Genomic DNA, 26,967 nt, shown 5'->3' with positions numbered 1-26,967 from the left:
CGCACCGCACCGCATCACCGCACCGGCCGGTCACCGCGCCCGCCCATCACCGCATCCGCCCGTCACCGCACCGGCCGGTCACCCGCGCCCACGGCCCCTCTCCTCAACTCTCCTCACCAGCGGTCTCGAACAGCCTCCCCGCCCCGGCGATCGCCTCCGCCAGGGCCTTGGGCTCCGGCCGTAGCCCGGCCACGATCGTGTCGATGCCCCGTAGCCCGGCCCGCTGCAGCAGCCGCTTCTCGTTGGTGACCCACTCTCCGCGCGCCGCCAGCACCGCGTGCGCCGTCTGCATCGCGGCGGTGGCCAACGCCCCCGCGACCTCGGCGGCCTGCCCCGACCGAACGTACGCGCCCTCGGCGTAATGAAGCGTTGCGGCCGCCCGGTCCCGCCACACCGGCGGGGCCGCCTCGCGCAGCGCCTGCGGGTACCGAGGGCGGGGCAGGGTGCCGCGCAGTACCTGGTTGACGGCGAGTTCGGCGAGCAGCAGGTAGCTGGGGATGCCCGCGAGGTGGAACATCAGCGGCTCCCAGCGGAAGCGCCCTTCCCGGGCCTCGCCGAGTTCGTGCTCGACGACGTCGAGGTCGCGGTAATGGACGTCGACATGCCGGCCATCGATGCTGAGCCAGGCCCCGCCGTTGAAGACGCCACCGCCCCACGCGCCGATATCGAAGACCTCGCCGTCCCAGCCGACAGCGCGCAGGTCGCCGGGGTCGAAACCGCCCCGGTAGTACACGGCCAAGTCCCAGTCGCTGTCAGCGGTGTGGGTGCCTTGTGCGCGCGAGCCGCCGAGGGCGACGGCATGGACGGCGGGCAGGCGGGCGAGCCGGTCGGCGACGGAGTCGAGAAAAATATCGTCGGTCATAGCGATCCGATCGTGCGAAGTGAAGGACGGCCGATACGGGCACACCGAAACGAACGCCGGAGCAAAGGCTCGGACAGCGCCATACGGACCGGTGCACCAGGACATGCCATCACTTCATGACACCAACCTATCTCCCCTCCAGCCGCCCGCCCGAGACGGACCGGAACAAGCCCACAAAAGACCCGGTACCGACGTCGCCCACAGTGCCGTACGGCGCCGACTGCGCCACACCGGCGGAGTCAGGGCGCCGCCCGCGCCGCGCTCCGCGATGTCGTGCGCGTGCCGCATTACTGTGCGGCCATGGAAAAGCAACAGCCCCCAGTGGTCGTTCACCCGCTCGTGGAAGGCACGCGGATGGTGAGGATCCATGGTGAGTCGGTGGGCAAAGCACACTCACTGCGCGACCTGGAAGGCTTCATGAGCCGCTTCGGCTTGCGCGACGTCGACCTCGACAATCCCGCGCTGGTGGAGTGGCGGGGCGGAGGCAGCAGCGTGTGGCCCCAATGACACCAGCGCCCCCCAGAACGACCCGCGCCCGGCCCCCGGCCGCGCCGCCCACCACGTCATAGCCGCCCCCGGCCCGCACAGGGGCGGCCGGGAACTCCTCGCCGTGGTCCGCGGGAGCGGGGCCGGGCGGTATCAGGGGCTGGGGACAGCTTCCAGGGCGTCGGCCCGTCGGCGCAGGTCGGCTGCGATGTCGTCCCAGAAGGGGCCGTGAAGGTAGAGGCTGTCGGCCGCCTCCCGCATCAGCGCCGGATCATCGGGCCGCTGGAGGAGGAGCAGCCGGTAGGTGAGGTTGCGCACCCACACCGGAAGCCGGCTCTCGACCATATGAGGGCCCAGCTCCCGCAGCATGGCCAGGATCGAGTCGGCGTCGGCGAAGGTCAGTTCTTCGACGAAGTAGTGCTCCTTGTGCTCGCGGTCGCACGCGGGCACGGGTCGGAACTCGTCGCCGTACAGACACCGGGCGTGTTCGGACAAGGTCGTGTGCATGATCTTGAGCCTACGATGTCGTGATCTTGAACGGCGGCCCGCACCCGGCCGCCGCCGACAGGCAAGACGCAACCGCCCCCGGCGCGCCACCCACACCGAGTCACCGCCCGACCCGCGCCCTTAGGATGTGCCGATCGGCTCGATGCCCTGGCGGCCGAACACCGCCGCAGAACATTCCTTCCTGAATGCAAAAACGCATCACCAATGCACAGCAACCATCGTCCTCAGCTAAACTGTCTGCTATGGGAATGGGCCTGGAGGAATCGCTGCGCCTGACCGTGGCCGCCTTGATGCAGGCGACCGGGGAGTCACAGCGAGCGATCGCATCGGTGCTCGGCCTGACACAGACACAGATCTCACGCCGGCAGACCGGCGCGGTCTCATGGACCCTTGACGACGTCGACGCCCTGGCCGCGCACTACGGCGTCGCCGCCCTGGACCTGCTGGCCGGCCCGACCCGGGCGTGCGAAGCACTACCCGCCACCCGCCGCCGCACCACCCCCACCACGAAGAAGGGGGCGGTCCGGTGAGTGACTTCGACGCGATCGACTCGCTGCTCGCCGCCGTCGGCCCCACAGCCCCCCTCCCCACGCCCGAGGTACGCCAGGAACTGCGGGAGAGGGCCCACCTGTCCAAAGCGCAGGTCGCCCGGGCGCTCGGCGTCAGCCCCAGCACGGTCGCCGCATGGGAGAGCAACCGGGACCCCTCCGGCGAGCTGCGGACCAAGTACGCGTACCTACTGGACGGCCTGGCCACCAAGCTCACCACCGCACCCGAGCCTGAGCCCGCACCCACTCCCACCCCCACTCCCACCCCCGAACCGGCCACCCCGCCTGCCGGCACCAGCACCAGTACCAGCACCCCCAACCCCCCACAGGCCACCGACGAGGTGGAGACCCTCGCCGCGCCGGAGCCCTGTGTGCTGTGCGGCCACCCGGCCCGGACCCAGGTGGCGGGATTCCCCCAGCACCTGGACGCGACCGACTGCCGCACCACCGCAGCCACGCCGCCTGCCGCGTCACCTGCGACGACGTCACCGTCCAAGCCCGCCACGACGCCCGCACAGCCCCAGCCCCAGCCCCCCCAGGCGGCTGTCCGCACCCCCCAGACCACCCAGGCCGCTGCCCAGCCCCCCCACCCCGCCCAGCCCGCGAACCACCCGCCGCACCCGCACCCGCACTCGCACTCGCCCGAGCACTCCAAGAGCACCACCCGCCGCGCCTTCCAGCAGCCGCCCCGCCCCATCCGACCCTCCAGCCCCATCCGGCCCTCCGGCCCCGGCGACCTGATCAGCCACGCAGTCCAGACCGCACTCACCGCCCACCACGGTGACGTGGAAGCAGCGACGGCCGCGCTGCTCAAGCGAGCCATCCCCGACGCGATGCGACTGCTGGACGAAACCCGCAAGGGCGCCCGCTACGACGTGATCGCCCACCCCTGGATCCCCGACATCCTCAAGAAGCCCACCTCCCGCGGCGCGGACCAGATCTGGGAAGCACGCCCCAAGTGGACCCGCCACGAGCTCCCTCCCGGCGTGCACGAGGTGACCGCGCTCGACATCAACGGTGCCTACCTCTCCGCCCTCAAAACCCACCTCCCACTCGGCCAGCTCGAACACACCACCGGCTTCCCCCACGACCGACGCCGCGCAGGCGTCCACCTCATCACCCCACCCCCCTGGGAACACGAAGCCGTCCTGCCCAACCCGATCGGCCGGCGCGACGAACCAGGCCCCCTGTGGGTCACCGAACCCACCCTCCGCCTCCTGCTGCGCCTGTCCGGCCCCAAGTACGGCCTGTGCGCGCCCCCTCAGATCCACGAGTCCTACACCTCGGGCGCCACCGAGAACCTGCTGGAGAAATTCCGCGTCGCCCTCAAGGACGCCCGGGATTCCGCGATCGCCGCCGGCGACGAGGTCACCTTGGAATACGTGAAGGCGATGTACTCCAAGTTCGTCTCGACGATGGGCGAGTCGAACTACAACCGGGAGCTCTACCGCCCCGACTGGATGCACATCATCCGCTCCCAGGCGTTCTCCAACCTCTGGCTCAAAGCCCTCAAGGCCCACGACGAAGGCCTGACCCTCGTCCGTGCGATGGGCACCGACGAACTCCACGTCATCGGCGACTGGCGGCGTGTCTTCCCCGAAGGCCGCGGCGTTACCGAAGTCAAGGTCAAAGACACCTACACCGCCGGGCAGGAGCAGCAGTAATGCCGGAGAAAACCCTCGACTTCGGAAAGTACGGCGCCCGCGGCATCAAAGGCAGCGAGGCCGTCGCCCGTAAACTCGACGAACTCGCCGGCGGCATCGCCACCCCCGTCACCGCCAAACGCGGCCTGATAGCGCGCCTGCACTACCTGACGAAGTCAGCCAAGAGCCGCCAAGCCGCCAAGGACGCCGGGCTGACCGTCACCGACCGCACCCTCACAGCATGGCTCCAGGGCAAACGCCACCCCTCGAAAGCCAACCTGCAACGCATCGAAGGGGCATACCGCACGGTGCGCCGCCACAACGTCGCCCGCCACCTCCTGGCGCGCCTCAACGCGGACGGCGGCACACGCGTGGAGATCCACCCCCTCAACCAGTCCCAGGTACCCCGCCGGCTCCAGCGCGTCGTGGAATACCGGACGATGAACGTACGCCGCTGGGACCGCATCGTCGACGCCTGGGCCACCGCCGACCACCAGGCCCTCGACGACGCCTGGACCGACACGATCGTCGACCTGGGCTCGCAGTGGGGCCAGTACGAGTACGTCACCAACATCGGCTTCGCCGCCTAGAAGACCCCGGCAACGGCCCGGCGCACCACAAGAGCCACAACAACCGGCGACGCCCCCACACCGAACACCGAGTTGACATAGAGCGCACTCCAATACCTAGCGTCCTGGGCAGACGGTTTTCAAGCCCAGGAGGCAACAGCATGACCACCATCCCCACCCGGCGCCTAGGCGAACTGACAGTCCCCGCCCAAGGCCTGGGCTGCATGGGCATGAGCCACGGCTACGGCGCAGCGGATGACGCACAGTCCATCGCGACGCTGCGCCACGCCCTCGACCTCGGGGCCACCTTCTGGGACACCGCCGACTTCTACGGCGCCGGGCACAACGAGGAACTGATCGCACAAGCCATCGCCGGACGCCGCGACGAGGTCGTGCTGGCCACGAAGTTCGGCTTCGCCAACCGCCTGGGCGAGCCCACCCGGATCCGCGGCGACGCCGCCTACGTACGCCAGGCATGCGAAGCATCCCTGCGCCGGCTCGGGGTCGACCACATCGACCTCTACTACCAGCACCGGGTCGACCCCCAGGTGCCGATCGAAGAGACCGTCGGCGCCATGGCCGAACTCGTCAAGGCCGGCAAAGTCCGCCACCTCGGCCTGTCCGAGGCCGGCACACACACCATCCGGCGGGCCCACGCCGTACACCCGATCACCGCCCTGCAAAGCGAGTGGTCACTGTGGACCCGTGACCTGGAAACCGAGATCGCCCCCCTCTGCCGCGAACTCGGCATCGGCCTGGTCCCCTTCTCCCCGCTCGGACGCGGCTTCCTGACCGGCCGTTACCACTCGCTCGAGGGCCTGGCAGCCACCGACGTACGGCGCAGCCAGCCACGTTTCGCCGACGGCAACCTCGAACAGAACCTGGCGATCGTCACGAAGCTGAACGAACTGGCCGCGGCCAAGGGTGTCACCGCCGGCCAGCTCGCCCTGGCCTGGGTACAGCACCGCGGCCACGACGTGGTACCGATCCCCGGCACCCGCCGACAGCGCTACCTTCAGGAGAACCTCGCAGCCCTGACCATCGAACTGTCCACCGAAGACCTCGCCACCATCGAAGCCGCCGCCCCACCCCAGCACATCGCGGGCACCCGCTACGACGCCACCAGCCTCACCTACGTCAACGGCTAAGCCCCCACCACGCCCGGACGGCCGCACCGAACAGCACCACGCGCGCCCCGGAACCTGCCCGAACGGTACGCATCACTGACGATCCTTCGTCGGGAGAGTGACCTGGGCACGGAAGCCTTCGCAACGCTCCAGCGCATCCTCGCGCCGGCATTCGAGCAGACCGCGCAGGTAGCCGCGTGCGGTATCCAGCCGGGCCAGCTGCGCTTCGATGGCGGCTATCCGGGCGGTGACGGTCTCGCGCCAGCCGGAAGCATCCGCACCCTCGGAAAGGACCGCGGCGATCTCGTCGAGGGACATCTGCCCGGTAGCCCGCCACAGACGGATCAGCGCGATCCGGTAGATCTGATCGGCGTCGTAGTGACGATGACCCAAGCGCCGGTGAGGCGTGATGAGTCCGCGGCGCTCCCAGTAGTGCAACGTCGAGAGGGGCAGACCGAAGTGGTCGGCGACGTGCCGGATCGATGCCAGATCGTTCATCGAACCAGTTGAGCTCAACCCCGGTTGAGCAGGCAAGGTCAGCCTCACCAAACGTCGAAGGCCGCCACCCCTCGAACACCCCTCGAAGGGCTGAACAGCGCGGCCGCCCACCCGGGAAAGGACCGGCATGCCAGTGAACCTCGGTGTCTGCCTTCCGACCTTCGTCGAACGCGGCGATACGAACATCGGCGAGATCCCCGCGCTGGCCCGGCACATCGAGCAGGTCGGGCTGGACATGGTGTGGGCAGGCGACCACCTGTGCGCGCGCACCCCGTTCCTGGAGAGCGTGGTCGCGCTGAGCGCGGCCGCCGCGGTCACCGAGCGCGTACGGATCGGCTTCGGGGTCATGCTGCTGGCGCTGCGGCAGCAGGCCTGGGCGGTCAAACAGCTGTCGTCGTTGCAGTATCTGTCCGGTGGCCGCGTGGTCCTGGGAGTCGGCGCGGGCGTACACCCGCAGGACTGGCCGCTGGGCGGGGTCCCCTTCGCCGGGCGGGGCCGCCGGACCGAGGAGATGCTACGGGCGCTGCCCGACCTGTTCGCCGGCCGGCCGACGAAGCTGCTGACCGTGCCCGGTGAGCCGGTGATGACGCTCGAACCCGCCGTTCCCGCGCCCCCGCTTTGGGTCGGCGGCACGTCCGACCGCGCGTTACGGCGCGCCCTCGACCACGGCGTCGGATGGCTTGCCTCGCTGCTCGAACCCGCACAACTGGGCGAGCGAGCGGCCCAACTGACGACGATGGCAGCCGAAGCAGGCGCTCAGACACCCGAGATCGGCACCACGGTGTTCGCCGCACTGAGCACCGACACCAAGCAGAACCGCCACGATCACCAGCGCCTGATCCGCTACCTGCGCTCGCTGACCGGTGAACAGGGCCTGTCCGAGCAGCAGGCGACCCGCCTCGTGGTCAGCGGACCACCCGAGCAGCTGGCCGAACGACTTGACCAATACCGCCAAGCGGGTGCACGCACATTCGTCATCAACCTCTCAGGCAGCAACCTGCGCCGACAGTACGACCTGCTCGCCCGTACCCACGAACTCCTGCGCAGCTGAGCCCCTGCAAAAGAACCACACACATGAACAACCAGATGAGCACCTCGGCGGCACCCCAGAACCTGAGGCCATCCCGCAGAAGGCTCCACAACACCCGGAACCGCACCTAACCGACTGCCGGAAGGCGCTCGGCTGGACGTCGCCCCCACGCCGAGATCAGCGGTGCAAGAGTCAGGTCGAGTTCGCCCGCATCGATGGCGGCCAGGTGCGCATCGATCTCGGCATCGTCAGCCAGGCCCGCCGCAAGCAGCTCGCCGCGCACGTGCCGGATGGTCGCCGCCTCCAGCCGGTCGCAGGCCAGCCCGCCGACCGGGAAAGAGCCCGCCGCCGCGACATCCACCAAGCCGACCTCACGCAACGCCCGCGGCAGCGTCCGGCCGTAGCACAGGTCCGCGCCGCGGCGCGCCAGAAGCTCCCGGACCGCGTCACGCAGCCGGTTGGCCCGCCGCTGCGCAGGGCCGCTGTCGTCCACGCATGCCAGTGGCTGCAGAGCGGTATCGGCGTCCTCGACCAGCAGCCAGCCGCCGGGCCGTAGCGCTGCCGCCATCGTGGCCAACGCGCGCGCCCGGTCGGGTACATGGACCAGCACCAGCCGGGCGTGCACCAGATCGAACGTCCCCGGCTCCGGGGGCGGATCAGCGGCGACGTCGTGCCGGCGCACCTCGTACCCGTCACCTGCCTTCAGCCACGACGGGTTGATGTCCGTGGCCAGCACGTGCCCGGTCGGACCGACGGCCGCCGCGAGCGCCTGCGGGATACTGGTGCCACCGGCCCCCACTTCCCAGCAGCGCGAGCCGGCCCTGACCCCCAGTCGGTCGAAGTGCCCGCGCGTCACACCGTCGAACAGCTCGGCCAGCCAAAGGAATCGCTCGCCGGCCTCGGCGCGCGCGTTGTCCAGCAGGTACCCGCGGGCGGGAGCGGGCTCTCCACCGGGCGCGGTAGTCCCGCCTGTCGGATCCGGTCGGCCACCGACGTGCGGCGGGCGGGGCGAGGAGATCATGACTACATGGTCAGCCTTCCCAGGCCGCCAGCGCCACGATGACGGGAGAGGGATGCCTCACACAGCCGGCGAACCCCGCACGTCCTACCACTCGATCGTCCAGCGCCTGGGGATCACTGTGAATCCGCGGGTTCCCGGGGGCCGCTGGACGGGGTGGACGTCGATGCCCAGGCGGGCGCGGTGGTCGATGGCGGGAAGCGCAGGTCGCACTCGGGCGGCCGATGTCCAGGCCCCGCCCGCAGCGCTCAGCCCGCCAGGCGCTCGGCCCGCCAGGCGGTCAGTACCGGTTCGATCAGCTGCCGGCGGGCATCGGACAGAGCGCTGGGGTAGCCACGGCGCGGAGTCATGTTTCCGATGTACTGCGCGGCAACCGACCTGGCCAGCGGGCAAATGACTGCTGGCTGGGGCGCCTTGGGATGACACAGGAGAAGCCGGAATAAAACAGCCCCACATGCCACATCGCAGGCTTCCTGTCCCATCGGCCTCTCCAGCGTCGGGGACGCCATGGCCAGAAAAGCGCAACACACTGCCCTGAGACAGGACCAGACGCTCAGTTAGAAGCCGTGTGGCATCTGCTGAGAGTGGCGGGAGTTGAGAGCCGGTCAGGAGGGCGCCCGGGAGCGCCCTCCCCGTGTGCTGCGTGCGCCCTTCTAGCCGAAGTACACCGAGTGCGGGACGGTTGCGCCGCCGTAGGCCCCACTGGAGCCCGGTTGCAGCGTGTCCTGCGGGATGGAGCAGCCCTCGTCCCTGTAGAGGGTTGCGACGGTGTCTGTGAAGTTGTCGACGACGCCCCCGCCACCGGGCATCACGATGCATTCGTCGTCCGGCGGGTTCGCCATGACCTCCCGGAATCCGGTATCGGCCCGGTTATAGAAGAAATCGCCCATAGCTGCCTGTGCGCTGGTCGATACGCCGGTCACCAGCACGATCGCCGAACCCGCGACGAGTGTCAGCCTCGCCATTCGTTTCCACACGTACACGTAAGCCCCTTTCTCATCGCGGATGATGTCCACGATGAACCTCATGAGCGCTGCATTCAGGGCAGCACGGATGCTTCGGCCATACGGCTACTACACATGGAAACCACGTGAAAGCTACCGTCTCGTGGCTCCTCTTTCCTTTGGGGGAGCGCGGACAGCGCGGGTGATCGACACAGGCCATACCGGTGAGCAGATCAGCCGCCCCGGCAATCAGCGTCAAGACCACCGAGGGCGGCAACAAGGCTGTGTCGCAGCCGCGCGAGGCGACTTTTTGACACCCGTGGGCGTGCTCTGCCCCAGTATGCCCCGCCTGGGACCAAGGCTTTTGTTTCATGAAATAAACCACTCATACGACGCGCGGCGAAACGATCCATCGTCTCTATATTCGAGATGCCACAGCCGCGAACTACCCCCTCGCGCCCCACCCATCCGCGCAGCCGCCAGAGCTCCCTCGACAGCGACCTCGACTTCCTCTGCAGGCTCTCAAGTTCCGCGCCATTTTTTCTCAGGTTCGTTGTCAGGCGGATGTCATGTTCTGAGAATGCGCTGGTCACGGCTTTGGGGATGAGCGGCCGGGTGGGAATCTGACACAGAGTATGAGAATTCCTCGGGGTGACATGGCCCTGAGAATTTGGGAACAGCCCTGGTCATGGCCTCGGCACATGAAATGGCGGATGAGAACCTATCGACCGGCCCCGGCAGAAAGTGGTCCGCGGTGTCGGCTGTGATGGCGTACTGTGGGGACCACCGACGCGGGGTGGAGCAGCTCGGTAGCTCGCTGGGCTCATAACCCAGAGGTCGCAGGTTCAAATCCTGTCCCCGCTACTGCTGAAGAGGGCCCGGATCCCGGAGATCCGGGCCCTGCCGCATTCCGGGCCGTCTCTACGTGGGTGTTTCACAAGCCTTTTCCCACAATGAGCTACCGCCGTCCTACGTCGTCGGTCTGAGCGGACTCGCTCGCTTCTGCGGAGCCGTCTTCGAAGATCCCGAGTTCGGGTGGCTACGCTGGTCCGCACGTTGGAGGAGGTCGCGATCGGTATGGGTGACGGGCACGGGCCCGGACGGTCTGAGCAGGAGGATCCGCTCGCGGCCGGCTGGGAGCGGCACCGGCCTGCGGTTTTCGGTGTGGCCTACCGGCTGCTGGGGAGCGTGGCCGATGCCGAGGACGTGACCCAGGACGTGTGGTTGCGGGCGGCCGCAGCGGATCTGCGGGACGTCGGTGACCTGGGGGCTTGGCTGGTGACGGTGGCCGCGCGGCGGTCGTACGACATTCTCAAAAGTGCCCGTGTCCGTCGTGAGAGCTATGTCGGGCCGTGGCTGCCGGAGCCGCTGCTGACGGGGCCGGACGCGTCGCAGCCGGTACTCGTCGATGAGTCCGTCGGCTCGGCGATGCTGCTGATCATGGAAGAGCTGAGCCCGCCGGAGCGGGTGGCTTTCGTCCTGCACGATGTCTTCGGTCTCGAGTTCGCCAGGATCGCCGAAGTGCTGGACCTCTCGGTGCCGGGCGCCCGGCAGCACGCCTCACGGGCGCGACGACGGGTCGCCAAGGCCAAGCAGTCCGTGCCGCAGGCGTCGAAGGCGGAGCGCGAACGCGTCCTCGCGGCTTTCCGCGCCGCGTACGAGGCCGGGGACCTGGCCGGCCTGGTCAGGCTCCTGCACCCGGACGCCGTCTTCGTCACCGACGGTGGCGGCAAGGTTGCCGCGGCGCGCAAGCTCATCCACGGCGGCGAGCGCGTCGCCGAGGTCATGGTGCGTGTGGGGCGCCGGTGGCGTCCGGACCGTATCGCCTTCGCCGAGGTCGGCGGTGAGCTCGCCCTGGTGCTCTACCGCGAAGGCCGGGTCCACTGCGTGGACACGGTCCAGATCACCGACGGTCTGATCACCGCGTACCGCAGGGTCGTCAATCCCGACAAACTCGCGCGCGTCTGAGCTGTCACACCCGCGGGGGCTGCCTCGTCTCCCTGATGAGAAGGCACACGGCCGACGAATCGAAGGAACGATGAACGACCCCCAGCGCGTCAACATCGGCAAGCAGCACCCGGCCTCCTACAAGGCCCTCATCGCCCTGTCCCAGGAGGTGGAAGAGGCCACGGCCGCGGCGGGCCTCGACCCGCTCCTGACCGAGCTGCTGAAGATCCGCGCCTCCCAGATCAACGGCTGCGCGTTCTGCCTGCGCATGCACACCCGCGACGCCCTCAAGAAGGGCGAGAACCCCGACCGGATCGCCGTACTGCCCGGGTGGGAGGAGACCGGCTACTTCTCCGAGACCGAGCGCGCCGCCCTCCGCCTGACCGAGGCGGTCACCCGCGTGTCGGACGGACACGTCAGTGACGAGGACTACAACGCCGCCGCGGCCCACCTCACCGCGGACCAGATCTCGGCCGTCTCCTGGCTGGCCATCCTGATGAACGCGTTCAACCGCGTCGCGATCACCAGCCGCTACCCCGTCAACAGCTGACCTCGACGCTGCCACCGACGGTGATACGGGCCGGCGAAGCCCCCACCGTCATGAAAATGACCGCCTCGCGCCGCGCCACGCGGCACGATCCTTAAGGAGCCCTGCCATCATGACCACGCCCGCCCCGGCCGCTTCTTCCACCGCTGCCGTCCCGCCGGTCGTCGCCATCGCCTATCACTCGGGCTTCGGCCACACCGCGGTGCTGGCCGAAGCGGTGCGCGAGGGCGCCGCCGACACCGGGGCGACCGTCCACCTGGTCAAGGTCGACGAGATCACCGAGGAGCAGTGGGCGCTGCTCGACGCCGCCGACGCGATCGTCTTCGGCTCGCCGACCTACATGGGCACCGCCTCCGGCGCCTTCCACGTCTTCGCCGAGGCCACCTCGAAGCGCTGGGCGACCCGCGCCTGGCAGGACAAGCTGGCGGCGGGCTTCACCAACTCCGGTGCGAAGAGCGGCGACAAGCTGAACACCCTGCAGTTCTTCTCCGTGCTGGCCGCCCAGCACGGCATGCACTGGATCAACCTCGGCCTGCCGTCCGGCTGGCACTCCACCACCTCCTCCGAGAACGACCTCAACCGCCTCGGCTTCTACCTGGGCGCCGGCGCGCAGACCGACACCGACCGGGGCCCGGACGGCGTCCACAAGGCCGACATAGCCACCGCCGAACACCTCGGCCGGCGAGTCGCCGCCCAGGCCGCGGTGTACGCCGCCGGCCGCGCCGCGGTCGCCGCCTGATCCGCCTTCCACAGGTGCCGGGCGCCCGTGAGCGACGTACGCGCCCGGCCCGCGCGCCCCGTTCCGCGCGTGCCGCCCGTACAGCTGGCCTCACGCGGCCTGGACGAGTTCGCCAGGCCGCGGCGGGGCGACGCTGGGGCAGCGGCGGGGCCGCGTCAGGCGGCGGGTCAGCGTGATGACGGCCGTGTTGAGCATCGCTTCTGTGGGCGACGTTTGAAAAGTTTCACACGACGCCCACAGCGCCGCAGGGCAGAGGTGCGGCAGGTGACGCGTAGCGCCTGGCTGCCCACGACCTCTGCCCTCGCTCGCGTACGTGGCCGGCATCGCCGACGGCAAATGGCGCCTTGCTGATCCCGTGAGCGGGGGAGACCGCTGGTACCTGATATCTGCACCCGGGGTCCTTGCGGAGAAGCCTTACGGCTCGGTGTAGTACTTCTTGCAGCCGGCGCAGCCCTTGTGGGCGGCCTTGACGATGTTGCCGCCGGAGCTCTTGATGACGGCCTGGCGCTTTCCGTGCTTCCAGCTGCTCCAGTTTCCGTTCTTGTACTTCACCCTGACCCAGGCATGACCCGCGCAGTGGCCGTTGTCGGCCTTGCCGGTGACGGCCTTGCTCTTGGAGACGGAACCGGCGTAATCGGTGCCGCAGCTCCGCTGCCACTGGACGAAATCTCCGTACTGGGCAGTGGCACCGGCATTCGAGACCCCGAGGAGAAGCGCCGTAGTGGCGGTAGCCGCGATGGACAGTCCGCGTGCTGTCTTGGTCATGTTTTCTCCGCCTTTCGTGTCGGTCTGCCCATGCCGCTGGTTCAGGGCAGGGCGTCGAGCTACAGGTATTCCGGTCACTCTCCCGGTCGCACTTCTCCTGCCGGGAGAACATGTCAAAACCGTAGGAGGTGGCGCATAAACCGGTCCATGTGCACGGTGCGCAAATTCCGGGACCGGTTGTGCACGCCGCTCAGAAGCCGTGGATCTCGGCGATGCGGAGCGCGTGCACGACATCATGGACGCCGCTGCCGTGGGTGAGCAGGTCAAGGCCGAGGGCGGCCTCGGCGGCGCGCAGATGAGCCCGGACTGTGTTGCGGCTGATGCCCAGGCGGCGGGCGGCCTGCTGGGCGTCGGAATGGGTATCGATCCACACCCGCAGAGTGCGCAGATGCCGAGCTTGCAGGGGGCGGAGAAGCGCCCGGGCCCAGGCGGCAGCGGGTTCGGCGCTGAGCAAGTCGTCCAGCGTGGGAGGCGGTTGGCGCTCGTCGGTTGCAGGGGCGGCGCCGGAGCTGCTGAGAGCAAGGGCCAGGTGGACGGCGGCACGACTGCGGACGCCGGTGAGGTCCTGCTTGAGAGCCTGTTCCGTGTGCTTGATATGCGCGGTGACGGTGTTACGGCTCAGGCCGAGCAGGCGGGCCACGCCGGATCGGGGCATGATCATGGACAGGCGGGTGATGTCGACGCTGGTCTTCGGGACCGAGTCCAGTGGTCGCAGAAGCTCACGGGACCAACGGGTGGCGGGTTCTTGGCGAAGAACGCTCACCAAGGGGGTCTGACCGTGATAAAAGATCACGCGGCCGGGAGTGGTGCGGGCCGCGGCCAAGGCATGGGCAGCCTGGCCATATGCCTCGGCCGTTGCCCCAAGGGGATGCGCGCCGCTGACGCCCAGCGCATAGCGAGGGTTGTCGCACACCAGACGACGCAGGACCTCACCCAGCCCGGACGACCGACCACCCGAGTCGTCTCCTTCATCGTCCTCCACGACGAGACAGATCAGATGCTCTTTGAAGACCGGGCAATGCACCATCAAGTCGGGACCGTGGTAACCGGAAGGATCCTCGTGCGTCCAGGCGATGCGGTCACGGTCGGCCGACGGGCAGAACAACAGATACACACGCAGTCGGTCGGCCTCCAGCAACGGGGGAACCGCACCGCTGGTCATCCGGCGCGCCAGGATCGGTCCTCCCGCCAGCAACGCGTGCAGCACGGCGAGCCGCACCTGACGCGCCTTGCGCTGGTAGGCACGCCAGGTACGGTCACTGTCCCCGGCCTGGCGCAGCAAGGTGAGAACGCTGGCGGTGTGGGAGACGAGGACAGCTGTCTCCGGGGCCGATTCCGAAGGACTCGCCACCACCAGCACCGAGCGCGGCCCATGTGGCCCGAGTGCTTGACAGCGCACGTGCAGCCCTTCGGCCTGGGTTACGGCCGCGGCCAGCTGCCCACCGGATAATCGCGCGAGCAGCTCCGTCAACGGCGACAGCACCGCCCGCGGGAAACCCGGGCTGGTCGCCTCCACCCCGTGCGCGTCACTCGCGATCAACGCGACATGGGCACTGGTCTGCTGATGCAACCACTCGAGGATCCTTCGCACGTCCGGATCGGCGCCGCGCGCTGCCTGACGCCGCATCTCATCCAGCAACCCGTCCAACTGCCCGACCTGCCGCCGCGCCTGAGTAATCGCCACCGATCCTCCTCACTGCTGCCCCATGGACGGGCCACCAAAAGCAGGCCTGCCCTCCGGCCCTCCCCGGACGCCATGGGCGCGGCTACACGCCTGCGCATGCCCATTCGCCCCTCAATAACCCACGCCCGGACACAACCGACCGCCCCAGCCCACGGACGAGCACTCCCACGGCCGCCCACCCCCGCAGCAGGCGGGCCACGGCGAACACCACAGCCGCGCCGAAGGAGCAGCCCGTCAGGCAGCAGAGTCCAGCCGGCCGGATGCGGCGTACGCACGCCAGCTAAAACGCCGCTAGCGCTTCGATCCCGCCGCCTCGCCCCCGCCGACCGCGGCGGGTCCGCCGCGGAGACCGAAGCAGTCCCACCCCGCTGCGCCGAGGGCGCGGGCCAGGGGCTGGAAGTGGCGCACCTGACCGTCCACGGGGTGGCCAGCCCGAACGTGCTGCCGCTGTGTCGGCCGAGGCAATTAAACGTCACCTCCCGGCCGGGTGTCCTTTCCCGCCGTACGGCACCGCCTCCATCTGCTGCTGGAAGGCGGCGGCCAGCCTCTGAGGGACGCGGCAAGCGGGTGGAGATCCACCCCCTCAACCAGTCCCAGGTACCCCGCCGGCTCCAGCGCGTCGTGGAGTACCGGACGATGAACGTACGCCGCTGGGACCGCATCGTCGACGCCTGGGCCACCGCCGACCACCAGGCCCTCGACGACGCCTGGACCGACACGATCGTCGACCTGGGCTCGCAGTGGGGTCAGTACGAGTACGTCACCAACGTCGGCTTCGCCGCCTAGAAGAGCTGTAGGTTCTCAGATCCCGTGTCATTTTCTCAGGTTCGTTGTCAGGTGGATGTCATGTCTTGAGAATGCGCTGGTCACGGCTTCTGTCCTGTCGCACGGCAGATGGCGGATTCTCACGCGGTCTCATCCGTGTTGCCGGATTCGCAGTGCCTCGCGTGCCGGGCATGGTCTTTGCCTCGTTCGGGTGGTTCGGTCTCACGCCGTAGGCTGCGTTCTCATCGTTCCTGTCACGGTCGTTTGCAGCCGGTACGCGAGGGCCGGAGGGGCCGATGGGCATGTTCGACGGAGTCCGACGGCGGTAGCGAACCGGACGTGGCTCGCCCGGACGATGAACCGACCGCGGTTCCAGACCGCGGCTCCCGCCGCTGACGGCCGGCCGTCAGCGGCGGGTCTCGATCCGCAGGTCGCCGGTGGTCACCCGGCGGATGGGCTCGCTCGCCAGCAGCTCGTGCGGCTGGCCGAGGTCGATCGCGCCCGCCGCGTCGAGCCGGGCCAGCTGGGTGCCCGTCAGCTCGACCGTCAGAGCGCCCAGGTTGTCCTCCAACTGGGCGGGGGTGCGGGCGCCGAGCAGCGTGCTCGTCACGCCCGGCTTCCGCAGCGTCCAGGCCAGCGCCACCTGGGCCGGGGTGTGCCCCAGCTCCCCGGCCAACTCCCGGACCACTCCGGCCACGCCGAGGCTTCGTTCGGTGAGGGTGCCCAGGGCGAGGTTGTGGCTCCGACGGGTGCTCCCGTCGGGGCCGGCGCCCGTCGCGCCCACGTCCTGCCGGCCGTACTTGCCGCTGAGCACCCCGCCGCCGAGCGGCGAGTACGGGACCACGCCCAGGCCCAGCTCCAGGGCCATCGGGATCAAGTCGCGCTCCGCGGTGCGTTCGATCAGGCTGTACTCGACCTGCAGCGCGACCAGCGGCGACCAGCCGCGCAGGTCCGCGATCGCCTGCATCCGGGACACCTGCCAGGCCGGGGTGTTGGAGATCGCCACGTACAGAACCTTGCCCTGCCGGACCAGGTCGTCCAGGCCGCGCAGCACCTCCTCGACCGGCGTCCGGAAGTCCCAGACGTGCAGGTACAACAGGTCGAGGTAGTCGGTGCCCAGCCGCCGCAGGCTGCCCTCCACCGATCCGAACAGCGCCTTGCGGTGCCCGCCCCCGGAGTTCGGGTCGCCGGGGTGGCGCAGGGTCGAGTACTTGGTGGCCAGCACCAGGCGTTCGCGCTCCTCGTGGGCGAACTCGCCGAGCAGGCGCTCGGAGCTGCCCTCGGTGTAGGTGTCGGCGGTGTCGAGGAGGTTGCCGCCGAGCCCGACGTAGCGGTCGAACAGCTTGCGGGCCTCGGCCCGTTCGGCGCCCCAGCCCCATTCGGTGCCGAAGGTCGCGGTGCCCAGGGCCAGCGGTGAAACCCGCAGTCCCGAGCGGCCCAGCAGCCGGTAGTCGTCCAATGCCAGTGCCATCAGGTCCTCCTGTGCTCGCGTGTGCTCGCGTTCCGTTGCCGGGACCGAGTCTGCGGCGGCGGCCGTCCCCGGATAAGGGAGGGAACTTCCTGGGAAGGCCGGTCCCACCCTGGCGGTTGGACCGGTCATGACGACACGAACCGTGGACACCACCGAGGAACTGGCCGCCTTCCTGCGCAGCAGGCGCGAACGGCTGGACCCGGAGCGGCTGGGCCTGCCCGCGCACCGGCGGGCCCGGCGGACGCCCGGACTGCGCCGCGAGGAGGTCGCGGAGCTGGCCGGGGTCAGCACCGACTACGTGGTCCGGCTGGAGCAGGGCCGGGGGCTGCGGCCCTCCGCGGAGGTGCTGGCGGCGCTGGCCCGGGCCCTGCGGCTGACGCCCGGCGAACGCGACTACCTCTTCGACCTGGCCGGACGCCGCCGCCCCGGCAGCACCGGCGGCGGGGCAGCCGCCGGCCCGGCGCCGTCGCTGGCCCGCCTGGTCGACGACCTCTCCCCGCTGCCCGCCGTACTGATGAACCACCGCTACGACCTGCTGGCATGGAACCCCGAAATGGCCCGGCTGCTACCGGACTTCGACGCCGTGCCGCCGGAGCGGCGCAATGCCATGTGGCTCTGCCTGCTGCACCCGCCGATGCGCGGCTTCTACGCCGACCGCGAGTCCGCGCTGCGCGACGGTGTCGCCCACCTGCGCGCGGCCTGGGCCGCCCACCCGCAGGACCGGGCACTGGCCGGCCTGGTCGCCGAATTCATCGCACAGGATGAGGATTTCGCGCGCCTGTGGGCCGAGCGGGAGGTCCGCGTGAACGGCCGCGGCCGCAAGCTGCTGCGGCACCCGGCTGTCGGGGCGATCGCCGTCGATTTCGAGGTCCTGCTCCCGCTGGAGGACCCGGAGCTGCGGCTGCTGGTCTACCGCGCCGCGGACCAGGAGAGCCTCGCATCCCTGGACCGGCTGTGCGCGCGGTGACGGTCGCCCGGGACTCTGGCCACCTGGCGCTTCAGCGAACAGCCGGCGACAGGGAGAACGGGCACCCGTACATCGGCGTCAGATGTCAAGATGGCAACGACCGCCGAGCTCAGGTGACGGTTCGCGCGGATCTGCACCAGCCTCGGCCCGGCAGGACCCGCTCCACCAGAACGTCTGCACAGCTCGCGCGTTCCAGACGCCCAGCAGGCCAGATTCCTCCTGAAGATCCTGCGACGACTCGGCTCGCAGCCCACCCCCGAATTCCGCGGAAGCCAGGTGCACTGAGATTCCCACGCCGAGCGTTCTCACTCGACATGGCAATCCCGCAGATCAGCACAAGATCCACAGACAAACCCAACGCAACAGGACAGCTTCGGGGCCGGGTGGCGGGGCGAGGATCTGACACGGAGTATGAGAATTGCTCGCCGGTGACACGGTCTGAGAATTCTGCAACAGCCCTGGTCATGGCGTCGGCACATGACATGGCGGATGCGAACCTACTGCGGATGATCACGGGCGTCCCCGCCTTCGTCAGGAACCCGCGGGCAGGGCGTCACGGCGTATGGAGTCCTGGAAGCCGGTGTTGTCCATGCAGGGGATCCGTGCGGCCAGGAGCTGCCCGTTGCGGGCGGCGGTGTCCAGGAGCCGGTGCTGGGCGGGAAAGTCGCGGGAGGCGGGATCGAGGCCGGCGGGCCCGTAGTAGAGCGCGCATTCCCCGGCCTCGAGTGCCGTGCGGCGCCAGCGGGTGGGCGTGAAGACGGGCCCGGTGAAGAAGACGGCGGCCTCCGGGTCCACGATCGCAGGGAGGCTGGTCGCCGGCGGCAGGCCCGGCGCCGCGGTGAGCACGGCGCTCCACTCCTTGACCAGCGGCGGTGGGGTGGTGGTGTCACAGGCGAGCTAAAAGCCGCGGCGCTGGAGGTAGGGCGCGAAAACGCCGGTGAGTTCGGTCTGGGGGGTGTCGGCGAAGAACTGCGGGCTGACGAGTTCCGCGGCCGGCACCGCCAGTCCATGCCCGGAGGCGCTGGGCGGCAGGGTACTCATCCGGATGCCGTCCACGGGGTTGTTCGGGGTGCCGGTCTTGAGCCGCGTCACTGCCGAGCGCATGCAGCCGGGGTGGGTGAACCACACCCGGACTTGCGGGCCGTCCGCGCCCGTCACCACCACGTTCGCCTTGCCGGTGATCCGCTTCGTGCAGGAGGCGCAGTCCGCGCTCTGCGCCTCCTGGCGGGCCTGCTCTATCCCGAACGGGCCCAGCACTTTCTGGACGTCAGGGCTCATGTGGACGGTGATCATTTGAGGTCGCTCCTGCCGTGAGACTGCTCAGAAGCAGCCTCCCGCACTCGCGTTCCCGGCGGCGCCACCCACACGGGGGAATCCCGACAGGGGAAGCCCCCGGTGGGGTCCCCGAGCTGACGTACCGGGCGGTGGCTTAAGGCGGCGGGGCGCGCGGCCGGCTAGCCGAGGCGATGGACGGCGACGCGTGCACCGACGAACTGTCCAGCGGCTGCCGCTTCGCGCATGAGGCGGTTTTTGGCCTTCTGGTCGCTGGCGGGAACCCCGGCGAGTCCGATTTTCCCCACGTACATCACGCTCCAGCCGTACTGCTCGACCCCGGCGGTCCACTGTGGCGGGGGAGCGATCGTGCCGGTGTAGAACAGCGTCCCGTCGGGCTCCATGACGGTCAGCTGCGAGATGCGGTCTGGCCCGGCAGGGGTGGTGTAGGTGGCCAGCCACCGGTCCGCGTGCGCGGGTGCCTGGCGCATCCGGCCGACGGGGGAGAAGCCGCGGGCAAGGACGCGGGAGGCGAGGACGTCCAGGAGCTCGGAGCCCGCGCCGGTCCCGGTATTGAGGTAGATGGGTGCTTCGAGTTCGGCGATGAGGGTGGGCAGCACGACGCGGCCGTGTTCAACGGTGGCGGCGGTCATCCGCATCGCCATCCCGTCCTCCGGCGCGGCCGGTGGCCTGGGGGAGCGGGCTTCGGGGATCTCGACGACGGCCGAGGGGTGGCAGCGGTCGTGCGCGTACCGGATGTGTGCGACACGGCCGCCGATCCGTACGACGACGTTGGCCGGCTCGCTGGGGTAGATCTTCTTCTCGCAGCCAAGGCAGATCGCGTTGTTCAGGGTGACCGCTCCAGCCTTGGCGACCCCGTCCGGCCCCAGCGCGGTCCGTACGTCAGAGCTCATACGGATGTCGGTCATCATCGCTCCCCAGTAGAAGTGCCGGTGTGTTGCTGCCCAGCACACCGGATTCGCGTGCATCGGACGGGGCACTTGGTGGTTTTGCGTCCTCCCACCTCGGTGTCACTTCTGCTCCTGCCGCCCGACCGGGCCGCGCCCCTGGCTGGCGGTCTGCACGAGAGTGTCGGTAGCGGTTCGTCATCTGGGTGTCAGTGAGGCAAGGGCGCTGTGGGGCGTTTCCCGGTGAGTGCTCGGGCGCGTACGCTCGGATACGCGCTCCGGTCCTCCGGAAGGCCCCGGCAGCGTGTCAGCCTACGAGGAGGCTCCAAGATGTCCGACGGGCAGGAGCAGCAGTGCAAATGCTTGCCTGGGCGATGGCTTGACCGAGAAGGAGCTGCACTCGGTCGAGCGTGATGAGAATGGCCAGGAGGTGGCCGTTACGCACCGTTTCGTCTCTGCCTGCACTAATTGCGGGGGAACAGGGAAAATGTGACGTGCCGTAGGGAGGGGCCCGTTATGGAGCAACCTGATCGAATGCGTCCCGTGTTCACCTGCGTGAGCTGTGGATGTGTCTACCTGCCACCGAAATCCATGGACTACCCGGACCTGGGCATGCAGGCATCCCCCCTGCACTGCGGCGCGCAGGGGTGCCGACAGCAGTGCGCGGAGCTGCCGGAGGCGGTACACGTACTGATGAGCCGGGCTGCGTGGTCGCGGGCTGAGCAGTGGATGAATCGTCAGCCTGCCCCGCTCCCCGAACGGACCCGGGCCCGGACGACGCGACGGGCACGTCCTGGAGCCAGTCGTTCGAAGCTGCGGTAGAGCCTGTTTCTGAACCCCGAATCGGCCGACTCAGGGCGCAGTGCGGGTCAGGATGCCCTTCATGCCATCAGTAGCTGCGATCAGCGACTCCGCTTGCACCGGGTCGGCGGCTGCCTCACGGCCGGCGCAGAAGTAGAGCAGGGTGACCGCATGCTGGAGCGCAGCCCGCAGCCCGCAGCCCGCAGCCCGCAGCCCGCAGCCCGCAGGTCGGCGATGTGCTGGTCGCGGGTGTCGGCGGGCCTGGTGACATCGGGTCTCCTGCCAGGGTGGGGCTCGTACCCGTTGCCTGCCTGCAGCCACGACGGGTTGATGTCCGTGGCCAGCACGTGCCCGGTCGGACCGACGGCCGCCGCGAGCGCCTGCGGGATACTGGTGCCACCGGCCCCCACTTCCCAGCAGCGCGAGCCGGCCCTGACCCCCAGCCGGTCGAAGTGCCCGCGCGTCACACCGTCGAACAGCTCGGCCAGCCAAAGGAACCGCTCGCCGGCCTCGGCGCGCGCGTTGTCCAGCAGGTACCCGCGGGCGGGAGCGGACTCTCCACCGGGCGCGGTAGTCCCGCCTGTCGGATCCGGTCGGCCACCGACGTGCGGCGGGCGGGGCGAGGAGATCATGACTACATGGTCAACCTTCCCGGGCCACCAGCGCCATGACGACGGGAGGGGGATGCCTCACACAGCCAGCGAACAGCCTGCTGCGGTAGGGCCGCAGCCGTCTCCGCTTTCGGGGCAGCGCGTTCGGCCCGGGGCCCGGCACAGGGTGGCGGCCTGGGTAGCCGCGGCCTGGTGGCGGCGCTGGGGCGGGCCGCTTCGATCGGGGCTGGCGCATCGCGGCGGACCGGGAAGACCTGCATCGCATCCGCCTGCTGCTTCACTTCTCCAGGATCTGTACCAGCCGGACGGTGTCGGACAGGTACCGCTCGTAGGGGAAGCCGGCCTCGAGCAGGGCGTTGCGCAGTTCGTCGTAGAGCGGTTTCCCGCTTTCGTGGAAGGCTTTGCGGCCGGCGTCGGTGATACTGACCAGTCGTCGCCGTCCGTGGTCGGGATCGGGGCGGACCTGGACGAGCCCGGCTGCCTCCAGTGGGCGCAGTGCGCGGCTGATCGCGGGGTCGGAGACCGACAGCGCCTGCGCCAGACGGTGCTGAGTCACTGGTTGCAGGTCTTCCAGTGTTCCCAGCAGGCGCATCTGACTGTAACTCAGCCCGGCGGAGCCGTCGTCGCGCTGTCGCGCGGCCTCTCCGAGCAGGAACACCACGCGATGCAGCAAGTCAGCGAGTCCGTCGTCCATGGGCCGAGCGTACCAGAGTCTTGCGGGGTTAATATTAACCATGCAAGACTCTTGGTATGAGTGAGTTCTCCTACGCGGCGCAGTCCGCGTTACCTCTGGTCTGGGTGCTCGTAGCGGCTGTCGGTGCGCTGATCCGCACCCGGCACAGCCCCTCCCGCCGAGCGGCGCTGGAAACCTGGCAGCGATGGTGGGCCGTTGCCGCCCTCGGCTGCGGGAGTCTGTGGCTGACGATCGCGTTCGTCACCGCCCCGGACGGGATGGCCGACGTGATCGGCTTCAACCGAAGCCCCTTCGAGTTCGAGATCGCCTTCGCCAACCTCGGCCTCGCCGTCATGGGCTTTCGCGCCGCCTCGCCCTCGGCCACGGCCCGTGAGCGCATCACCGTCGGCCTCGGCGCCGGCATGTTCCTCTGGGGCGCGGTGATCGGCCACGTGTACCAGTGGTTCGCCAACGGCAACCACGCTCCCGGCAACGGCGGCGGGGTCCTGGTCTGCGACGTGCTCTTCCCCGCAGTCATGATCACCCTCGCCCGTCGCTCGCAACGGCTGTCCACCACCGAACAACCCGCCACCGCAGCCCACGCCTGAGGGCAACCAATTACAATCCGCCGAGCTGGTTTCACCCTGCTCAAGCCCGGTTCCTTCCCGCGTACCCCAAGCTCAGACCCGTCAGCGCCGGTTGCCCCTGTCCGGCGGTTGGAGGAGATGAGCGCGAAGAGCACACATCAGAATTCACTGCCAAACTGACGCCATCTCAGGGTTCACGTCACAGCCCGGCCGCCGACCGCAGTTCGTCAATGACCACCCACGGTCTCCCTCGGGATCGGTCACAGCAGATGCCGTGCCCGAAGGTCCGCCACGTACTTGGTGATCAGGTCCTGCGACAGATGCGGGATGTCGTTCCCCTTGATGAGGGCGGCTGCCCGCACTGCCGCGCGGAAGTGCTCCGCCGGGAGAGCGGAGCCGGCCAGGGGCTCCTGCGGCCGCGCGAAGGCGTGCAGCAGGGGGGGAGCAGCGAATGCTGCTACTGGCGGCCGGGCAGCACGCGCAGGGTGATCTCAAAGCGGCCGAGCCACTCGTCGCAATCGTCGATGCGCGTCAGGGGATGTTTGGCTGTCGCCAGCCAGTCGACGAACGTGTCGAGTGAGATTCCGTCCTCGTGCGGATTAACGACGTTGAAGGTCCGAGCATGAGTCTTCCCCTTCGTGGCCTGGACGGCCGTCACTCAGTGGCACCTTGCCTCTCCTGTCAAGATCCTTAACGGCAGGCCAAGCCACAGGGCATCCACCCCCAGGCCACCGGGAACCCGGTCGTCAGCCGTGCCTGAGTGTCCCGGCCGGGAGGCATGTGGGGGCTGTTGGGGGCCGTCGCCTGACGTCCAGGAGCGGGAGCGCACTGGAGACCCGCGCTGTGCGCTCCCGGCCCGGCTTTACCAGCGGATGCCGAGGGTGTCGAGGTCGGTGCGGCGTTGCTCGGTGAGTTTGCTGGCCCTGCGTCGGGTGTTGTCGATGAAGGTGCCGAGTTTTACCGGTTGGTCCTCCACGATCTCGACGTGTTTCCGGGGCACGTTCAGGTGGCCTTCGCGGGCGTGGTACTGGCGTGCCGCCCGAAGGTTGAGCGCCCATTTGTCTTCCTGCGTGCGCTTCACGGGCCGTTCATGCTCTTCGCCCGGGGTGAGGCCGAGGACGTTGGCGAGCAGCCACTGCTGGACGGGCACAAGCGCGTCCCAGCCGAGGCGGCACGTCTGGACCCAACGGCCGAGGTCTTCGCCCTGCACGATCACCTCACCCGCCGCTGTCGGCACTGCCCCGCCGCCCTGGACGTGTGCCTGGGCGAGGCGGAAGCAGCGCTGCCACCCCGCGTCCCAGGCCGGGCACCAGCCCGGGTCGATCTCATCCAGCGCCTCCCGCCGCGCTTCGGTGAGTGCCTTGGCGCTGGACGCGACGGGGAGCCCGGCTTCGCGACGCTCGGCGATGGTGTCCGCGAGCCGGGCCGCGGTGCGCTGGTTCTTCGCCCAGGTCCCGACCGGATAACCATCCCAGACGGCGGTGGCCGGCGGCAGGAAGTGCCCATGCACCTCAGCCCAGGCCCGGGCAGCGGCGAGCCCTTCCTCGAACGCGACATCCTGGTGGGACCAGACCATCCCGAGCCCGTCCAGCTCGGCGACGCGACCCGAGGCGAGACGTCCAGCCTTGTGGAAGCGCCGCTGGTCCGCGAGCCACGTCCCCAGCGGAAACCTGGCCGGTACCCAGTCTTCCGGCGTGATGAAGTCGTACGGGACCCGCAGCTGCACGGCGCCGGTCTCCTTCACGTACCGCACCGCAGCCTCGATGCCACGCCGCCAGAAGGCGTTCTCGGGCTCGATCACCCGCAGCTTCACGAACCGGGCCAGCAGCGCCGGATCCCGAGGCGTGCTGAACTTCAGCAGCTCCCGCGCGGGCACACTCGGCCCCCGCTCGCTCTCCGGCCGCTCCCGGCCGGCCTCACCGGCCTCCTCCTCCGGCTCATAACTCCCGCTGCGCACGCGGGGGTCGGCGAGGGCTTCGATGGTGTCGGTGTCGTGTGCGCGGAGCGCCCCGAGGACCTTCGCCAGGGTTTCGTAGGCCGGAGAGGTCAGCATTTCGTCCGGGCTTTCACCCGACGCGAGGAATACCGGGACGATCAGCGATGCGATTTTCCCCTCGCCGGGCTTTATGCGGAGCGCGCGGCCGACCATTTGCACGATGTCGACCATGGATCCCCTTGCGTCGCAGAAAGCGACGGAATCACAGTTCGCTGTGTCGACCCCTTCGCCGAGCACCTTCACGGAACTCAGCACACGCAGCGCTGCCGGCCGCAGCCCGTCCTCGTCCTCGATGACGTCGGAGGCGAACTCGGTGAGTACGGCGCGCCGGTGGCTCGGGGCATGGTCGCCGTACAGCCAGTCGGCCCACACCCGTTCCGGCGCCGGAAACCGGCGCGGGTCGTCCTGCCAGAGTCGCCGCGCGACGTCGGCAACCCCCTCGGCCATGGCTTCGGCTTCGATGATCTTGCTGTGGAACGTCAGGACCTTCCGCAGCCGCTCCTGCGCCGCCGCGGTGAGGACGCCGGTCTGCAAGGCGGCGAGCCGGGCACCGCGCGCCGCGTCCGAGCCGGGCCCAGCCTGTTCGAACGCTTGGTGGAGTTCAGGGTCGGTGATGTCGACGCACACGACCTGGTAGGGCGCGACCAGTCCGCGACTGACGGCCTCGGACAGGGTCAGCTTGAATGCCACCGGCCCGAACACGGCGGAGTCCGGATCCATGCTTGCGATCAGCCGGGGTGCTTCGTCGCGGCTGCCTTCGGCAGCCTCCCAGATCCTGGCCGTGGCGGTCATGTAGAGCCGGCGGGCCGCCGGGACCTTTGCCTGGTCGTGGACGGCCGCCCAGGGCTTGCCTGCGTCCCCGCTGGTGCGGTGGGCCTCGTCCACGACCATCAGGTCCCACACCTCAAGGCCCGCCGCATGGGCGCGCTGGAGAATACCCAGGCCGACGGCGGCGTAGGTGGCGAAGACCGTCACCCGCTCCAGCCCCTGCGCCCATGCCACGAGCTCGGCTGGGTCCGTCGTACAGGGCACGCCGTCAGCGTCCTCGGCCCGTAGCCGGCAGACCCCGAACATCGCCCCGGTACGTCCGCCCTCCCGCCATGCGGCTGCGGTCTGTGTCAGCAGATCCAGAGTCGGCACCAGTACCAGGACCCGCCGCGCGGCCAGTTTTTGGGCGGTCTCGGCGGCGATCAGTGTCTTGCCCGAGCCGGTCGCAGCGATGACCTGGGTGCGCAGCCCCTCGGCCGGGAGGTGCCCGTCGGCGGGCGTCTGCAGAGCATGGAGGATGGCATCGACCGCTTCCACCTGATGCGGAAACAGGTCTTTACCTGGCACGCTATTTCCCTTCGTCGTGCGTCTGACGTGTTTTCAGGACCGCTATAGTCTGGTTGCGATGGAAGTCTCGGAGCTGGATAATGGGCGTTTATCCAGTTTTTGAGAAACGGTTTTTCGGGTGGCTATTCGTTGCCTTCTAGCGGCTCCTTAGGTCATGGTGGGGGTGGCTTGTCTCTCCATAAGGTAGCGGGCCTCTCAGAATGACGCACGCTGCCGGTTAGGAGTGTTCTGATCCGTTCATTTCTGCTATCCTGGAGCCATTGTGGCGAACCTTCCCCGCCACTTCACCTCCCGCACCTGACCCCAATGACGGGTGAACCTCAATTCCCTGATCTCCCGTCACCTGAGGCGCCGCCACCCCCGTCACCTCTAGCCAGCCCTAGGAACGCGCGGAGCGCGTTCCGTCAGGCCGGATCGCGGAGCGATCCGAGCCCGAGGCCAACGGAGTTGGCCTCCCGGGCCACGGAGTGGCCCGGATTCCCGGGACGAAGTCCCGGAACACCGCACGGAGTGCGGTGCCGTCTTTCCGTCGCGTAGCGACGGCGCGTCGTGTCTGCGGAGCAGACCGCGCGCCGCGGCGTCGGTCGCCGGGTCCAGCAGGGCGCCGGCGTGGTCGCGTACACGGCGCTCGATGCGGTCGGCCAGCTCGTCCATGGCGAAGAGCAGC

26 protein-coding genes, 1 tRNA gene and 2 pseudogenes are annotated in these 26,967 nt (G+C 69.2%); 13 read left to right on the top strand and 16 right to left on the bottom strand.

Features of this window, described 5'->3' with window-relative positions:
• Positions 1–103: 103 nt before the first annotated feature.
• Complete coding sequence (locus tag ABZ956_RS15295) at positions 104–862, bottom strand: nucleotidyltransferase domain-containing protein (RefSeq protein ID WP_361892558.1); 759 nt, start codon at positions 860–862, stop codon at positions 104–106.
• A 300-nt stretch (positions 863–1,162) separates the two neighbouring features.
• On the opposite strand from ABZ956_RS15295, the gene ABZ956_RS15290 reads away from it, so the two are divergent.
• Positions 1,163–1,369, top strand: a complete 207-nt coding sequence (locus ABZ956_RS15290; RefSeq protein ID WP_361892555.1) for a hypothetical protein — start codon at positions 1,163–1,165, stop codon at positions 1,367–1,369.
• Between the two features lie 132 nt (positions 1,370–1,501).
• On the opposite strand, the gene ABZ956_RS15285 is transcribed toward ABZ956_RS15290, so the two are convergent.
• Positions 1,502–1,855, bottom strand: coding sequence for a hypothetical protein (locus ABZ956_RS15285; protein ID WP_361892552.1), 354 nt, complete (start codon positions 1,853–1,855; stop codon positions 1,502–1,504).
• A 242-nt stretch (positions 1,856–2,097) separates the two neighbouring features.
• Here ABZ956_RS15285 and ABZ956_RS15280 point away from each other — a divergent pair, with 242 nt between their 5' ends.
• From ABZ956_RS15280 to ABZ956_RS15265, 4 genes are all read left to right on the top strand, one after another.
• Positions 2,098–2,385, top strand: coding sequence for a helix-turn-helix domain-containing protein (locus ABZ956_RS15280; protein WP_361892549.1), 288 nt, complete (start codon positions 2,098–2,100; stop codon positions 2,383–2,385).
• On the top strand, positions 2,382–4,067 hold the full coding sequence (locus ABZ956_RS15275; protein ID WP_361892546.1) for a helix-turn-helix transcriptional regulator: 1,686 nt from the start codon (positions 2,382–2,384) through the stop codon (positions 4,065–4,067). The genes ABZ956_RS15280 and ABZ956_RS15275 overlap by 4 nt, the downstream gene beginning before the upstream one ends.
• A complete protein-coding gene (locus ABZ956_RS15270; RefSeq protein ID WP_361892543.1) occupies positions 4,067–4,636 on the top strand; it encodes a transcriptional regulator in 570 nt (189 codons plus the stop codon). The genes ABZ956_RS15275 and ABZ956_RS15270 overlap by 1 nt, the downstream gene beginning before the upstream one ends.
• Positions 4,637–4,776: 140 nt before the next feature.
• Positions 4,777–5,763, top strand: coding sequence for an aldo/keto reductase (locus ABZ956_RS15265; RefSeq protein WP_361892540.1), 987 nt, complete (start codon positions 4,777–4,779; stop codon positions 5,761–5,763).
• Between the two features lie 72 nt (positions 5,764–5,835).
• Here the strand turns inward: ABZ956_RS15265 and ABZ956_RS15260 are convergent, their stop codons facing one another.
• A complete protein-coding gene (locus ABZ956_RS15260; RefSeq protein ID WP_361892537.1) occupies positions 5,836–6,240 on the bottom strand; it encodes a MerR family transcriptional regulator in 405 nt (134 codons plus the stop codon).
• A 127-nt stretch (positions 6,241–6,367) separates the two neighbouring features.
• Here ABZ956_RS15260 and ABZ956_RS15255 point away from each other — a divergent pair, with 127 nt between their 5' ends.
• A complete protein-coding gene (locus tag ABZ956_RS15255; protein WP_361892534.1) occupies positions 6,368–7,291 on the top strand; it encodes an LLM class flavin-dependent oxidoreductase in 924 nt (307 codons plus the stop codon).
• Positions 7,292–7,397: 106 nt separating this feature from the next.
• Here ABZ956_RS15255 and ABZ956_RS15250 read toward each other — a convergent pair whose 3' ends face one another.
• From ABZ956_RS15250 to ABZ956_RS15240, 3 genes and pseudogenes are all read right to left on the bottom strand, one after another.
• A complete protein-coding gene (locus ABZ956_RS15250; RefSeq protein WP_361892531.1) occupies positions 7,398–8,291 on the bottom strand; it encodes a methyltransferase domain-containing protein in 894 nt (297 codons plus the stop codon).
• Positions 8,292–8,381: 90 nt separating this feature from the next.
• Positions 8,382–8,480, bottom strand: a pseudogene (locus ABZ956_RS15245) (IS5/IS1182 family transposase); the annotation flags it as partial.
• A 461-nt stretch (positions 8,481–8,941) separates the two neighbouring features.
• Entirely contained in the window at positions 8,942–9,316 is a 375-nt protein-coding gene (locus ABZ956_RS15240) for a hypothetical protein (protein ID WP_361892528.1), read from the bottom strand.
• 706 nt (positions 9,317–10,022) lie between these two features.
• Here ABZ956_RS15240 and ABZ956_RS15235 point away from each other — a divergent pair.
• From ABZ956_RS15235 to ABZ956_RS15220, 4 genes are all read left to right on the top strand, one after another.
• Positions 10,023–10,096: transfer RNA gene (locus tag ABZ956_RS15235), tRNA-Met, on the top strand.
• Between the two features lie 213 nt (positions 10,097–10,309).
• A complete protein-coding gene (gene sigJ, locus ABZ956_RS15230; protein WP_361893245.1) occupies positions 10,310–11,200 on the top strand; it encodes an RNA polymerase sigma factor SigJ in 891 nt (296 codons plus the stop codon).
• A gap of 70 nt (positions 11,201–11,270) precedes the next feature.
• Complete coding sequence (locus ABZ956_RS15225) at positions 11,271–11,729, top strand: carboxymuconolactone decarboxylase family protein (RefSeq protein ID WP_361892525.1); 459 nt, start codon at positions 11,271–11,273, stop codon at positions 11,727–11,729.
• A 109-nt stretch (positions 11,730–11,838) separates the two neighbouring features.
• The gene (locus tag ABZ956_RS15220; protein ID WP_361892522.1) at positions 11,839–12,465 is read left to right on the top strand and encodes a flavodoxin family protein; all 627 of its coding nucleotides are present in this window, start codon (positions 11,839–11,841) and stop codon (positions 12,463–12,465) included.
• A gap of 414 nt (positions 12,466–12,879) precedes the next feature.
• On the opposite strand, the gene ABZ956_RS15215 is transcribed toward ABZ956_RS15220, so the two are convergent.
• Together ABZ956_RS15215 and ABZ956_RS15210 are read right to left on the bottom strand one after the other, a co-directional pair.
• Positions 12,880–13,230 (bottom strand): hypothetical protein, encoded by a 351-nt coding sequence (locus tag ABZ956_RS15215; RefSeq protein ID WP_361892520.1) that lies wholly within the window; start codon positions 13,228–13,230, stop codon positions 12,880–12,882.
• Between the two features lie 190 nt (positions 13,231–13,420).
• Positions 13,421–14,914: a helix-turn-helix domain-containing protein gene (locus tag ABZ956_RS15210; RefSeq protein WP_361892517.1), complete on the bottom strand. Its 1,494-nt coding sequence runs from the start codon at positions 14,912–14,914 to the stop codon at positions 13,421–13,423.
• Positions 14,915–15,463: 549 nt separating this feature from the next.
• On the opposite strand from ABZ956_RS15210, the pseudogene ABZ956_RS15205 reads away from it, so the two are divergent.
• Positions 15,464–15,700 (top strand): annotated as a pseudogene (locus tag ABZ956_RS15205) (transcriptional regulator); the annotation flags it as partial.
• Between the two features lie 385 nt (positions 15,701–16,085).
• On the opposite strand, the gene ABZ956_RS15200 reads toward ABZ956_RS15205, so the two are convergent.
• On the bottom strand, positions 16,086–17,150 hold the full coding sequence (locus ABZ956_RS15200; RefSeq protein ID WP_361892514.1) for an aldo/keto reductase: 1,065 nt from the start codon (positions 17,148–17,150) through the stop codon (positions 16,086–16,088).
• A 127-nt stretch (positions 17,151–17,277) separates the two neighbouring features.
• Here ABZ956_RS15200 and ABZ956_RS15195 point away from each other — a divergent pair, with 127 nt between their 5' ends.
• Positions 17,278–18,117, top strand: a complete 840-nt coding sequence (locus ABZ956_RS15195; RefSeq protein ID WP_361892512.1) for a helix-turn-helix transcriptional regulator — start codon at positions 17,278–17,280, stop codon at positions 18,115–18,117.
• A 531-nt stretch (positions 18,118–18,648) separates the two neighbouring features.
• On the opposite strand, the gene ABZ956_RS15190 is transcribed toward ABZ956_RS15195, so the two are convergent.
• The 5 genes from ABZ956_RS15190 to ABZ956_RS15170 all read right to left on the bottom strand — a co-directional run bounded on the left by ABZ956_RS15190 (position 18,649) and on the right by ABZ956_RS15170 (position 22,403).
• Positions 18,649–18,963 carry a hypothetical protein gene (locus tag ABZ956_RS15190; protein ID WP_361892509.1) on the bottom strand — a complete coding sequence of 105 codons (315 nt, stop codon included), beginning with the start codon at positions 18,961–18,963 and terminating at the stop codon, positions 18,649–18,651.
• 51 nt (positions 18,964–19,014) lie between these two features.
• Positions 19,015–19,410, bottom strand: a complete 396-nt coding sequence (locus ABZ956_RS15185) for a hypothetical protein (RefSeq protein ID WP_361892506.1) — start codon at positions 19,408–19,410, stop codon at positions 19,015–19,017.
• A gap of 161 nt (positions 19,411–19,571) precedes the next feature.
• The gene (locus ABZ956_RS15180; RefSeq protein WP_361892503.1) at positions 19,572–20,303 is read right to left on the bottom strand and encodes a hypothetical protein; all 732 of its coding nucleotides are present in this window, start codon (positions 20,301–20,303) and stop codon (positions 19,572–19,574) included.
• An 896-nt stretch (positions 20,304–21,199) separates the two neighbouring features.
• Complete coding sequence (locus ABZ956_RS15175) at positions 21,200–21,730, bottom strand: hypothetical protein (RefSeq protein ID WP_361892500.1); 531 nt, start codon at positions 21,728–21,730, stop codon at positions 21,200–21,202.
• Positions 21,731–21,986: 256 nt separating this feature from the next.
• A complete protein-coding gene (locus ABZ956_RS15170) occupies positions 21,987–22,403 on the bottom strand; it encodes a MarR family transcriptional regulator (RefSeq protein WP_179079135.1) in 417 nt (138 codons plus the stop codon).
• Between the two features lie 56 nt (positions 22,404–22,459).
• Here ABZ956_RS15170 and ABZ956_RS15165 point away from each other — a divergent pair, with 56 nt between their 5' ends.
• The gene (locus tag ABZ956_RS15165) at positions 22,460–22,990 is read left to right on the top strand and encodes a DUF6790 family protein (RefSeq protein WP_361892496.1); all 531 of its coding nucleotides are present in this window, start codon (positions 22,460–22,462) and stop codon (positions 22,988–22,990) included.
• Positions 22,991–23,426: 436 nt separating this feature from the next.
• Here ABZ956_RS15165 and ABZ956_RS15160 read toward each other — a convergent pair whose 3' ends face one another.
• Positions 23,427–23,627, bottom strand: coding sequence for a hypothetical protein (locus ABZ956_RS15160; RefSeq protein ID WP_361892493.1), 201 nt, complete (start codon positions 23,625–23,627; stop codon positions 23,427–23,429).
• Positions 23,628–23,831: 204 nt separating this feature from the next.
• Positions 23,832–26,300 (bottom strand): Helicase associated domain protein, encoded by a 2,469-nt coding sequence (locus tag ABZ956_RS15155; RefSeq protein ID WP_361892491.1) that lies wholly within the window; start codon positions 26,298–26,300, stop codon positions 23,832–23,834.
• Between the last annotated feature and the right edge of the window lie 667 nt (positions 26,301–26,967).

Origin of the sequence: Streptomyces sp. NPDC046261 (assembly GCF_040646235.1) — a bacterium.
Taxonomy (GTDB): domain Bacteria; phylum Actinomycetota; class Actinomycetes; order Streptomycetales; family Streptomycetaceae; genus Streptomyces.
This window is presented reverse-complemented; position numbering and strand designations above follow the sequence as displayed.

Excerpts from the sequence above, each read along its gene's own strand:
- ABZ956_RS15215 (WP_361892520.1), bottom strand. The coding sequence starts at position 13,230 with ATGACCAAGACAGCACGCGGACTGTCCATCGCGGCTACCGCCACTACG.
- ABZ956_RS15270 (WP_361892543.1), top strand. The coding sequence starts at position 4,067 with ATGCCGGAGAAAACCCTCGACTTCGGAAAGTACGGCGCCCGCGGCATC.
- ABZ956_RS15280 (WP_361892549.1), top strand. The coding sequence starts at position 2,098 with ATGGGAATGGGCCTGGAGGAATCGCTGCGCCTGACCGTGGCCGCCTTG.
- ABZ956_RS15200 (WP_361892514.1), bottom strand. The coding sequence starts at position 17,150 with ATGGCACTGGCATTGGACGACTACCGGCTGCTGGGCCGCTCGGGACTG.
- ABZ956_RS15255 (WP_361892534.1), top strand. The coding sequence starts at position 6,368 with ATGCCAGTGAACCTCGGTGTCTGCCTTCCGACCTTCGTCGAACGCGGC.
- ABZ956_RS15225 (WP_361892525.1), top strand. The coding sequence starts at position 11,271 with ATGAACGACCCCCAGCGCGTCAACATCGGCAAGCAGCACCCGGCCTCC.
- ABZ956_RS15240 (WP_361892528.1), bottom strand. The coding sequence starts at position 9,316 with ATGAGGTTCATCGTGGACATCATCCGCGATGAGAAAGGGGCTTACGTG.
- ABZ956_RS15175 (WP_361892500.1), bottom strand. The coding sequence starts at position 21,730 with ATGATCTCCTCGCCCCGCCCGCCGCACGTCGGTGGCCGACCGGATCCG.
- ABZ956_RS15260 (WP_361892537.1), bottom strand. The coding sequence starts at position 6,240 with ATGAACGATCTGGCATCGATCCGGCACGTCGCCGACCACTTCGGTCTG.
- ABZ956_RS15170 (WP_179079135.1), bottom strand. The coding sequence starts at position 22,403 with ATGGACGACGGACTCGCTGACTTGCTGCATCGCGTGGTGTTCCTGCTC.
- ABZ956_RS15220 (WP_361892522.1), top strand. The coding sequence starts at position 11,839 with ATGACCACGCCCGCCCCGGCCGCTTCTTCCACCGCTGCCGTCCCGCCG.
- ABZ956_RS15285 (WP_361892552.1), bottom strand. The coding sequence starts at position 1,855 with ATGCACACGACCTTGTCCGAACACGCCCGGTGTCTGTACGGCGACGAG.
- ABZ956_RS15250 (WP_361892531.1), bottom strand. The coding sequence starts at position 8,291 with ATGATCTCCTCGCCCCGCCCGCCGCACGTCGGTGGCCGACCGGATCCG.
- ABZ956_RS15185 (WP_361892506.1), bottom strand. The coding sequence starts at position 19,410 with ATGATCACCGTCCACATGAGCCCTGACGTCCAGAAAGTGCTGGGCCCG.
- ABZ956_RS15295 (WP_361892558.1), bottom strand. The coding sequence starts at position 862 with ATGACCGACGATATTTTTCTCGACTCCGTCGCCGACCGGCTCGCCCGC.
- ABZ956_RS15180 (WP_361892503.1), bottom strand. The coding sequence starts at position 20,303 with ATGAGCTCTGACGTACGGACCGCGCTGGGGCCGGACGGGGTCGCCAAG.
- ABZ956_RS15195 (WP_361892512.1), top strand. The coding sequence starts at position 17,278 with ATGACGACACGAACCGTGGACACCACCGAGGAACTGGCCGCCTTCCTG.
- ABZ956_RS15290 (WP_361892555.1), top strand. The coding sequence starts at position 1,163 with ATGGAAAAGCAACAGCCCCCAGTGGTCGTTCACCCGCTCGTGGAAGGC.
- ABZ956_RS15165 (WP_361892496.1), top strand. The coding sequence starts at position 22,460 with ATGAGTGAGTTCTCCTACGCGGCGCAGTCCGCGTTACCTCTGGTCTGG.
- sigJ (WP_361893245.1), top strand. The coding sequence starts at position 10,310 with ATGGGTGACGGGCACGGGCCCGGACGGTCTGAGCAGGAGGATCCGCTC.
- ABZ956_RS15265 (WP_361892540.1), top strand. The coding sequence starts at position 4,777 with ATGACCACCATCCCCACCCGGCGCCTAGGCGAACTGACAGTCCCCGCC.